The sequence below is a fragment of the Pantoea dispersa genome (genome assembly GCF_035783935.1).
Taxonomy (GTDB): Bacteria; Pseudomonadota; Gammaproteobacteria; order Enterobacterales; family Enterobacteriaceae; genus Pantoea; species Pantoea dispersa_C.
This window is the reverse complement of record NZ_JALKOV010000007.1, coordinates 239,965-250,474: the sequence shown is the minus strand read 5'-3', so window position 1 is coordinate 250,474 and position 10,510 is coordinate 239,965. Positions and strand designations below refer to the sequence as shown.

9 protein-coding genes are annotated in these 10,510 nt (G+C 60.0%); 8 read left to right on the top strand and 1 reads right to left on the bottom strand.

Going from position 1 to position 10,510, the window contains the following annotated elements; translation table 11 throughout:
- The first annotated feature begins 625 nt into the window (after positions 1–625).
- The 8 genes from MXF20_RS15335 (at position 626) to MXF20_RS15300 (ending at position 9,618) form a co-directional block, all read left to right on the top strand.
- Entirely contained in the window at positions 626–1,117 is a 492-nt protein-coding gene (locus MXF20_RS15335; RefSeq protein WP_325970121.1) for an SH3 domain-containing protein, read from the top strand.
- Between the two features lie 85 nt (positions 1,118–1,202).
- Complete coding sequence (gene icmH, locus MXF20_RS15330) at positions 1,203–2,414, top strand: type IVB secretion system protein IcmH/DotU (RefSeq protein WP_325970120.1); 1,212 nt, start codon at positions 1,203–1,205, stop codon at positions 2,412–2,414.
- Complete coding sequence (tssM, locus tag MXF20_RS15325) at positions 2,414–4,528, top strand: type VI secretion system membrane subunit TssM (RefSeq protein ID WP_325970119.1); 2,115 nt, start codon at positions 2,414–2,416, stop codon at positions 4,526–4,528. Before icmH ends, tssM begins: the two co-directional genes overlap by 1 nt.
- A 13-nt stretch (positions 4,529–4,541) precedes the next feature.
- Positions 4,542–5,240, top strand: coding sequence for a type VI secretion system-associated protein TagF (gene tagF / locus MXF20_RS15320; protein WP_325970118.1), 699 nt, complete (start codon positions 4,542–4,544; stop codon positions 5,238–5,240).
- A gap of 33 nt (positions 5,241–5,273) precedes the next feature.
- Complete coding sequence (tagH, locus tag MXF20_RS15315; RefSeq protein WP_325970117.1) at positions 5,274–6,404, top strand: type VI secretion system-associated FHA domain protein TagH; 1,131 nt, start codon at positions 5,274–5,276, stop codon at positions 6,402–6,404.
- Positions 6,401–7,177: a PP2C family protein-serine/threonine phosphatase gene (locus MXF20_RS15310; protein ID WP_325970116.1), complete on the top strand. Its 777-nt coding sequence runs from the start codon at positions 6,401–6,403 to the stop codon at positions 7,175–7,177. The genes tagH and MXF20_RS15310 overlap by 4 nt, the downstream gene beginning before the upstream one ends.
- A gap of 14 nt (positions 7,178–7,191) precedes the next feature.
- Positions 7,192–8,142 (top strand): hypothetical protein, encoded by a 951-nt coding sequence (locus MXF20_RS15305; RefSeq protein WP_325970115.1) that lies wholly within the window; start codon positions 7,192–7,194, stop codon positions 8,140–8,142.
- Positions 8,143–8,208: 66 nt separating this feature from the next.
- Positions 8,209–9,618, top strand: a complete 1,410-nt coding sequence (locus MXF20_RS15300; RefSeq protein WP_325970114.1) for a serine/threonine-protein kinase — start codon at positions 8,209–8,211, stop codon at positions 9,616–9,618.
- A gap of 2 nt (positions 9,619–9,620) precedes the next feature.
- Here MXF20_RS15300 and MXF20_RS15295 read toward each other — a convergent pair whose 3' ends face one another.
- Positions 9,621–10,292, bottom strand: a complete 672-nt coding sequence (locus tag MXF20_RS15295) for a gamma-glutamylcyclotransferase (RefSeq protein WP_325970113.1) — start codon at positions 10,290–10,292, stop codon at positions 9,621–9,623.
- Positions 10,293–10,510: the final 218 nt, after the last annotated feature.

The window sequence follows — 10,510 nt, the reverse complement described above, 5'->3', positions numbered from 1 at the left end:
AGCTGGCAGGAATTCTGAGCATAGAATGCCAAAACCGTCCGGGTCTAAAGCGCGGATTAAGCGAGGAAAACAGGGGTTTATTCAGCCATAAGTAAAATCAGACCGCGCAGCCTGACTATTTAACGGCTATCGCTGGCCCGAAGAGGATGCCAGCCCCGCCATGCGATCAGCGCCGCAACGAAGCAAAAGCCGTGCCGGACTGCGTATACCGCTGGCGCAATAACGCCCGGAAATTCCGAAAGTCGCAAAATTGTTTCGCAGCGCAATCTTTTTAAAGCCAAAAAGATAGATTAATCTTATTTACCATTCTCGCCAGGGGCGATTAGCGGGCAAATGTCGCAGCGCACACTTGCTGTGCTTGCTTACGCAAATAAATTAATGCAGCTTATCTATCGTCCCAGCCAGAACTGAGTCAGCCCGCCAGCACGCTGCTTTTTCGCCCGTTAGCACGGGATTTCCGCGGGTGCAATGGTTTGAATTCTCAAAAGTCTTAGGTAGACTGAAGTCAGCACTATCTTTCTGTAATTTGACTGTTTTTTAGTGGCCTTGTCACTGCATAATCTGCCCGCCCTCCAGGTGTGCGCCGGATATTACTCTGCAGCGATACTGATGAAATTTGAGGATCATGGTGAATAAGAGTCTCGTGCTAACGCTGCTGGCCGCTTTGACGCTGGCGGGATGTAAAGCGCCTCCACCGCCTGTGACGGATGACACCCTGGTCACCAGCGAAGTGAACGGCGTAAAACTGGTTCATCGTCATGCGGTGGCAGCACCCGGTGAATTTACCCCGGTGAATGAGAGCTTTCGCGCGCTGTATGCCGCCTCCGTGATGACCCTGCCGGATTACGGCGGCAAGGTGGTGCGTTATCTGGATAACGCCCAAACCTTTGAGGTGCTCGGTCGCGTCGAGCATAACTGGCTGGCGATTGCGGAAGAGCCCAGCGGTCAGCTGATTGGCTATGTGCCGCCGAAGGCCGGCGTTGAGACCAGCCGCTATGATGCCACGCTGCGCAGCGATCGACCGCGTCCCCGCCGCACTAAACAGGTCTGTGTGGCCGTGGGCGGCGCCAGCAAAGCGTGCCGCACCAATGACACCGCGACCTGGATCTTAGACTGATGATGCAATCCGGCGCATATTGCCCGCAGCACACCGCTGCTTTGCGGGCTAACCGTTCCGTTATTGCCAGGATAATCGAGATTTAATGACTCAGGATTCCCTTGTCCGCGATGGCATTGTCGCGGGCAATGATAACCTTTTGCTGAATGCCGCAGCCCCGATTCTGAATGCCGTCGTACGCATACGGCAGGCGGCGACACATGACGATCCCGCTGGCCTGCGTCAGCTGCTGATTGAAGAGATCCGCCAGTTTGAACAGCGCTGTAAACAGGCCGGTTTGCCGTTTGAGATGATCATCGGCGCACGCTATTGCCTGTGCAGCGTGCTGGACGAAGCCGCAGCGCAAACCCCGTGGGGCACGCGAGGCGTCTGGTCCGGCAACGGCATGCTGGTGACCTTCCACAACGAAAGCTGGGGTGGCGAAAAAGTCTTTCAGCTGCTGTCGCGTGTGTCGCAAAGCCCGCAACAGCATCTGTGGCTGCTGGAAGTGATTCACTACTGTCTGCTGTTAGGGTATGAAGGCCGCTATCGCGGCAGCGACAGCGGGCGCGCCCAGTGCGAAGGCATCCGTAAACGGCTGGCACAGCTGATTGCTGAAACCCGCCCGGCTGCGCCACCGCGTGCGCCGCTGGTGGAAGTGCATCCGCTGGTCAGCACGCTGACGCGGCCGATGGTGCCACTGTGGGCCTGCGTCACGCTGGCCACGCTGATTGCCTGCCTGATTTACAGCGGGCTCAACTGGCGGCTGGGCAACGCGGCCGAACCGCTGCTGCGCGCCATCTATCAAACCCCGCTGCCACAAATCATGCCCGGCCGCCGGCCAACCTCACCGCAGGCGCTGCTCGATCTGCATCAGCGTCTTAACGACGTAATTGCCGCAGGCCAGCTGGAAGTGAGCGATGGCGCCTTCGGCAGCAAGGTGATCATCCCTGCGGATAAGCTGTTTGCGCCGGACGGTACGGTGGTGAACCAGGTTGGCCGCGCGCTGCTGGCCCACGTTGCCAGCGCGATGAAAACGGTGAAAGGCACGGTGCTGGTATCGGTGTATACCGATAATCGCCCGGTGGATGGCCGCTTTGCCTCCAGCTACGAATTCTCCTTTGCCCGCGCCCGCGCGGTGACCCAGCTGCTGAATGCGCAGCTGGCGGACGGCCACAGCGTGAAAGCTGAAGGTCGCGGCGACAGCAATCCGCTGTTGCCTAATGACAGCAACGAAAACCGCGCCCGCAATCGCCGGGTGGAAATCACCCTGTTTGCGGCACCGGAAACCCTTGGCAATCATCAGGGAGGCCAGTGATGCGCGCATCACTCCAACATTTGTTAACCCATCGCCTGCTGTGGAGCCTGATTGGCGTCACCGCGCTGAGCTGCGTGGTGTGGATGCTCGGTCCGCTGTGGAGCTGGGGCGATACCCGCCCGCTTGAACCGGTCTTCCCGCGCCAGCTGGCGGTCGGTCTGTTCTATTTCTGCTGGGTACTGTTCCAGTTTATTCCGGCGATCTGGCGCGGCTGGTTTAACAGCAAACTGCTCAATCGCCTGCAGGAGATGAGCCACGAAGAAGCGTCCGATCGCCAGGCGACCGAGACGCTGCTAACTCAGCGCTTCAGCGAAGCGGCGCTGCGGCTGAAGCGCACCCAGTTTGGTCGCCGCCATCAGAAAAACTGGCTGGCGCGTTTTCAGAGTCACTATCTGTATCAGCTGCCGTGGTACGTGATGATCGGCGCGCCCGGTGCCGGTAAAACTACCGCGCTGCTGAATGCCGGTCTGGAGTTTCCGTTAACCGACAGTCTCGGTAAAGAGGCAGTGCGCGGCGTCGGCGGCACGCGTCACTGCGACTGGTGGTTTACCGACAGCGCAGTATTGATCGACACCGCGGGCCGTTATGCGCTGCAGGAGAGCCAGCGCGCGCGCGACGGCGCCGAGTGGCATAACTTCATCAAACTGCTTAAACGCTACCGCACGCGCCAGCCGATCAACGGCGTGATCATGACCATCAGCGTGGCCGATCTGCTGACTGACTCGGCCGAAGCGCGTCACGCCCAGGCCAGTGCGCTGCGCAGCCGCATGGTTGAGCTGCATCAGCAAACCGGCATTCATTTCCCGGTGTATGTGATGGTCACCAAAACCGATCTGCTGAAAGGGTTTATGAGCTTTTACGGCAACCTGAGTAAACCGCAGCGCGATGCCATCTGGGGCTTCACCTTCCCCTGGGAACCGGGCAAGCCGCACAAAGATGACTGGCACCGCAGCTTTAGCGATCGCTTCCAGCAGCTGGAGCAGCGTCTGCAGCAGCAACTGGCCGACGTGATGGCCAGCGAGCGCGATCTCACTCAGCGCGCCGACAGCTTCCTGTTCCCGCAGGAGTTCAGTTCGCTGCGTCCGTTGCTCAACGAGTATCTCGACGTGGTGTTTTCCCGCCATCAGGACGAGATTGCCTGGTCAGCGCGCGGGCTGTTTTTCACCAGCGGCACACAGGAAGGTTTACCGTTTGACCGCATTATGGGCGAACTCAACCGCAAGCTGCAGCTGCCGCACAGTGGCGAATCGAGCCTGGCGGCGTGGGACAGCGTCAACCGCAGCAATCCGATTCCGGGCACCAAAGGCCAGAGCTTTTTCATTCGCGATCTGTTGAGCGACCTGGTGTTCCGTGAGAGCGGCCTCGCCGGCAGCAACCGTCACTGGGAATACCGCAACCGGCTGCTGCACTGGATCGGCTACGGCGCGCTCACCGGCGCGCTGGTGCTGCTCTCTGGCCTGTGGCTCACCAGCTATGTGCAGAACCAGCGCTATCTCGATCAGGTCGCGGCCCGCATCGGACCGATCACTGCGCAAAGTCAGCAGGTTATTCATCAGCCGGCCGATAATATTTTTGATCTGCTACCCTTCTTAAATAACCTGGTGAAGCTGCCGCTGTCGGCGCGTTTTTCCCTCGACAATCCACCGCTTACCATGCGCGCCGGACTGTATCGCGGTAACCAGGTGAGCGATGCCGCATGGGTGCTTTATCAAAATGCGCTTAAGTCTTTACTGCTGCCGCGCGTGGCGCAGCAAATCACCAACCTGCTGCGTGACGATCCCGGCACCGACAATGAATACAGTCGCAATGCGCTGCGCGCCTATCAGATGCTGTATCAGCCGCGCAATTACGACGGCGAGTTTCTGCGCGGCTGGCTGATGCAGAATCTGCAACGCTCGCTGCCGGACAACGTCAGCGCGCGCGATCTGCAGCAGCTCGACTGGCATCTCAGTCAACTGCTCGATCAGCAGATCCAGTCTTCGCCTTATGCGCGTGACAATGCGCTGATGATGCGTAAGCTTGCGGAAAATCTGAAAAATGCCGGTCAGAATGACAGTATGCTGGCGGTTGCGCCACATACCGTGTCGCAGCGATTGACCGGACACAGTGAGTAATGGTGAGGTAACCATGGCGAGTTACACCGCGCCGGGCTGGTATGGCAAATTACCGGCCACCGGTGATTTTCTGCGCCAGCGGCTCAGTGAGGCCACGGTGACGCCGTGGAGCCACTGGTTTCAGCAGGGGTTAATCCACTGGCATCAACAGGAAGAGGCCAGCACGCAACAGTTTTTGCGCGCGCCGGTGTGGAATTTTGTCCTGCCGCTGTCGCCGCTGCGCCAGCAGGTCCAGATGGGTTGTCTGCTGCCCTCGTGCGATCGCGTTGGCCGCGCCTGGCCGCTGCTGGCGCTGCACAGCATCCCGCTTAACGCGTGGCACGCGGCACAGCTGGCGATCTCCGGCGACTGGTATCAGGAACTGGGCGCGCTGCTGTGGCAGGCGGTGCGCGATCGCCACAGCCCGGACGCGCTGGAGGCGCAGATTCAGCAGCTGGCGCCGCTGCTGGTGCCGGATAAGCGGCGCAGCGACATCATGGACGTGATTGGTTTTGACGATCTGCCCTGCACCCTGAGCTGGCGTGAAGTGGCCGATCGCTTTGATCCCCAACAGCACATTAGCTACTGGTGGAGTAATCGCAGTGACGGCTTTGCCCACGCCACGCATAAACACAGTGGCCCGCTCACCGCGCAACTTTTTTCGTTATTGTTTAACCCGGCGGCGGGTGCCCAGCCGGGACGTAATGGCCTCTATCCACCGATGTTTGAATAGGCCAGTGCGCTTGCCTTGTTAACGGGATGACTCATGCAATTTACCATTGTGCAGTGCAATACGGATGTGCCCGCCAAAACCGTCGCGTTTAGCCCGCCGGGCGGCACCATCGGCCGCAGCCAGGATAATGATCTGGTGCTGCCCGACGAATCGCGCGCCATCTCCCGCCTGCAGGCGCTGGTGCACCTGTCGCCGGACGGTGAATGCCGCCTGACCAATCAGGGCAGCGTGACCTCCGTGGTGCTGAACGGCGTGGCGCTGCAGCGTGGCTCGCAGGTCAGGCTGCATCACGGCGATACGCTCCAGATTGGCGAATATGGCCTTGAAGTGCACGATCCGGCGTGTCAGAACGCACGCCAGGACGATCCGCTGGCGTTTTTTGCCGACAGCGATGCCGATCCGCTCGGCATGCAGCAGGCGACAAGCGTGCCGGAACCGGAAGTTCTGCCGCAAAGCGAGAGTCCGCGCTATGAGCGTCGTCCGGATGCGCGGCTGGCGATCGATCCGCAGAGCGATGCACCGGTGATGCCGACCGTGCGGCCGGGTGCCGATCAGGACAAACTGATCGCCGCGCTGCTGGAAGGCATGGGCCTGAATAATGGCCACCAGACGCCGATCACCGAAGAGCAGATGCGCGTCACCGGCCGCATGCTGAGCCTGTTCTCTCAGGGCACCGTCGCCCTGCTCTCTTCGCGCTCTATCCTTAAGCGCGGCGTGAAAGCCGACATGACGATGATCCTCAACGAAGCCAATAACCCGTTCAAAATCCTGCCCTCCGGTAAAACCGTGCTGATGCAGATGTACCAAAGCCAGATGCCCGGCTTTATGCCGCCGGAAGCAGCGGTACGCGATGCGCTGGTGGATTTACAGGCGCACCAGCTGGGAATGATTGCCGGTATTCGCGCCATCATCGCCGCCATGCTGCAGTCGTTTAATCCGCAGCGGCTGGAAGAGGAAGCGCGCAAAGACGGCGTGCTGCCGAAGCTGCCGTTCAGCGGTGGGCGCAAAGCAGCGCTGTGGGATTACTTCACCCGCCACTACCAGCGCACCGCCGGCGAGATTGAAGACGACTTCCACACGCTGTTTGGTGAAGCCTTCCTGCATGCCTACGACATGGAAGTCAATCAGTATAAAGATTCACAGACGCGGACCGAAGACGCATGAAGATGATGTTTGCCAGTCGTTGCCAGCAGGGTATGCGCGACGAGAATCAGGATCGCACCGGCGCCGAAGTCGATGATCACAAAGCCTGTTTTCTGGTATGCGACGGCGTGGCCGGACTGCCCGGCGGCGATTACGCGGCCCAGCTGGTGCGCGACACTCTGCTGACGCAGCTGCACCACAGCGACGCGTTCACGCCGGAGAGCACGCGTGCGGCCATTGAGCAGTGTCAGCAAACACTGGTCAGCGCGCAGGGGAACAATCCGAATTTTTCGCGCATGAGCACCACGCTGGCGGCCCTGTTTATCGACCGTCAGTTGCAGCGTGCCTGGTGGGCGCACGCCGGTGACAGCCGGGTTTATCACTTCCGCCACGGGGTGCTGCATCAGGTGACACGTGACCACAGTCTGGCGCAGCAGCTGCGGGAAGCCGGCTATGAAAATACCGGCATTAACAGTAATTTACTTTATAATGCGCTGGGCATTGAGCCGGCGCGTCCTGCCACCTTCAGCGAGGTGATCGAACTGACCGATGGTGACGCATTTCTGGTCTGTACCGACGGCTTCTGGCTCAATCTCACCACCGACGAAATGGAACAAGCACTGCGCATGGTGAACGCCTGCGAAGAGTGGCTGGCGTTGATGGAACAGGCCGTAAACCGCAGTGTTAAAAGCGACAATCTCAGCGCTCTGGCAATCTGGATTGGCGAACCGCAGGACGCGACGCTGCTTTATTCCCAGGCTGATGCGGCACGTTTTCTGCCGTCACGTTATTGATTGCAAGGATCATTATGAAACTGTGGTTGCCGGGCGTTGCCGCCCTGTTACTGGCCCTGAATGCGCAGGCGGAAGATTATCGGGTGGTTTACTCGCCCAGCCTGTCGCTGGAAGTCTATATCGATAACGTTGCCAGTAACGCGCCTGACGACTGGTGTAAAGAGTCGCTGCCGCTGCGCATCGTGTCCGGCAAAAGCAGCGACACCAGCATTCTCACCAGCTTCCTGCCGCGCGTCGGCACCCTGCTGGCTAACCAGTGCGGCCTGCTGGATGAAATTCCCTGGCAGATGACCAGTAAAGAGGGCAGCGTGCTGGCCAACGGCAGCGCGGCAAAACTGCAGAACTGGCGTCCCATCGTCCTCAACGATGCGACCGCCAGCGCCAGCACAAATACCGCGGCACCGCTGGATTTGTCGCGTCCGGCCGACAGCACGCCGCTGCAGCACTTCGCCCTGCCCGGCGGCTGCCATTTCCGCACCTGGTGGGATGAAAACGGCGGTTCGCTGTTTATCCCCGAGAACCCGCAGCAGCACTGTTCGACCGAAGGCTGGCTGGAAGGACCGGCGGCGATGACGCTGCTGCGTGATGGCAAAACGCACAGCCAGACGGTCAGCTTCCTGCAGGGTTATCCGATTGCCGACCTCACGCTGTCCGGCACGCCGCTGGACGTCGTGGCGGTGAATAAGCAGCGCATGATCGTGACACGGCCCGACGCCAGTGACAGCTGGCTGGTGCTGCCGTTTGATGCACAGCAGCACCTCTGGCGCTTCAGCGGCACGCTGCTGATTAAATTGGACAAGAACGCCGGCAAGGATAGCGAAGCGGTAAAATCGCGGGTTGATAGCTTACGCGGCATCTGGTCGCCGCAGTTTATGCCACAGCAAAAAGTGACAGTGTTACTGATTGACACCCTGCACGCCGATCTGGCCGATCCGGCAATTGGTGCCTGGCGTAACATTAATTAATTAGCGGTTGTTGCCCGCCGTCACCGGCGTGACGGGGCGCTACAGGACGTGTTCAGAGAGCTCACTATGTCGGCAAACGAAAATCATACCCCCAATGCCCTGCCTGCGGGCTACCGGTTTAACGAGTTTGAAATCAAGGAAGTGATCGGCGGCGGCGGCTTTGGCATTGTCTACCGCGCCTGGGATCATCAGCTGGAACGCACCATCGCCATCAAAGAGTACATGCCGGTGTCGCTGGCGGTGCGCGGCGCGGACCTGGCGCTGGAGCTGCGCGGCGAGCGCTTCCAGAAACTGTTCAATGCTGGCCGCAACAGCTTTATTCAGGAGGCACGGCTGCTGGCGCGCTTTAATCATCCCGGCCTGCTGCACGTGCTGCGTTTCTGGGAAGAGAACGGCACGGCCTACATGGGCACGCTCTATTACAGCGGCATGACGCTGAAAGAGTGGCAGCTCACCAGCCCGGACAGCATTGACGAGGCGTGGATTCGTCGCCTGCTGCCGCCGCTGTTTGGTGCCATCAACACCATTCACACCGCCGGTTACCTGCATCGTGATATCTCGCTCGATAACATTCAGATTCAGGAAAACCAGCTGCCGGTGCTGCTCGATTTTGGCTCGGCGCGCAAAGAGATCGGTAACCTGTCAGATGAAACCGAGATCATGCTCAAGCCGGGCTTCGCGCCAATTGAACAGTACAGCGAAGAGGGCGAAGTCGAACAGGGGCCGTGGACTGATATCTACGCACTGGGCGCGGTGCTGCATACGCTGATCACCGGCCACGCGCCGCCGGTCAGCGTGGTGCGCTGCATCGAAGATAACTACCAGCCGCTGGTCGAGCGCAAGCCTGAAGGCTATTCGCTGCCGCTGCTGCATGCGATTGATTGCGCGCTGGCGATGAAGCCGGAAGACCGTCCACAGGGGATTGATGCCTTTGCCCGGCTGATCGACTTACCGGTGAGTGATGTCGAAGCGCTGGTGACTACGTTCCCGGTGGAGAGCCAGTCTGCGCCAGAGCCAGTTGCTGCCGTTGCGGAACCGCAGGTGATGGCGATTAATCATGCCGCCGCCGCGATTGAACCGGTAACGCCGCGCAATGTGCGCCGGCTGTCGCCTGGCCTGCTCGCTGCGGCTGCTGTGGCGTTGCTTGCCGTGGTGGTCGTGGTGTGGAAAGCCAATCGCTCAGGCGACGCGCCGCCGGTCGCCGCCAGCGGTGCCCCCGCAGCGACACCCGCCGCTGGCGGCAGCCCGGCCAGCAGCGCGCCAACCATGGCGACCGTGTATCTGCAGTTGCAGGCAGGTGAAAATATCGTGCTGAACGGTGAAGCGAAGGATGTGAAGCCCGCCAGCAGCGGTTTTGCCTCGCTGAATCTGGCGGCTGGCAGCTATCGTATTGAAGTGCATCACGGCAGCCAGGTGCGTAGCCAGATGCTGACGATTAACCAGCCGGGCACCTGGCTGATTAATCCGGGTAATTGAGGTTAGCCGCGCGCGGCGCTCTGCTGCAGCGCGCGCACTTCTGCCGCCAGACGCGTTAGCGCATCTTCCTGCATGCCGCGTTTGCCCAGCTCCTGCTCCAGCGAGAACAGATACTGCGCGTTGCTGCCGAGCGGACCGCTGGCCTGGGCAATCAGCGGCGCGATGGTGCTGCGGCAGGAGTCGGCTTCATACAGCGGATGACGCGGATCCATGATAAACACCAGCGCCGTGACGATGCGGCCATCTTCCAGCGTCAGCTCACACCAGGTGGGCAGATAGCAGCCGGTGATCATCTCGCGTTTCCACAGCAGCTCCAGCTCTTCATGCAGCCGCGCTTCCGGCAGGCGAAACGCCAGACCACTGGTTGAACCGCCCTCTTTCAGCGCCAGCATGCGTCCCGGTGCGGCGACGGTGCCGCGTCCGGCGGTCAACCGCAGGCAAAAAGCGCGGTGCCAGCCCTCAAGCCGTCCGGTAGCCACCTCTTCCGCTTCAAAGACCGGGTTCCACATCAGGGAACCGTAGCCGAAGATCCACACCGGGCTTTGATCGGGACGACAGGCCAGCGTGGCACAGAGTGAAGCCGCACGTTTTTCACAGCTCCACAGCAGCGCTTCGTCAATATCGCCAAATGATGTTTTGCAATCCGCTTTTAATAAGAATTCCCGGGTTAACACTGCGACCTCCTCTACTGCGCTGACAATCCTGTCGGTTTGGCTCCTCGAATCTGCGGTTTTACAGGCGGCGCCTGCGGCGTCGACTTAAGACAAGACAGTAATGCATTTGCCATAAACGTTTCAAGATTGACCCCGATCACAAAGGGGAAATTATCTGTAAATAGCATCGGCTGCCTGGCAGGATTCTTGAACGAAGGGCAGAGAAGTGTGAAGCGGGC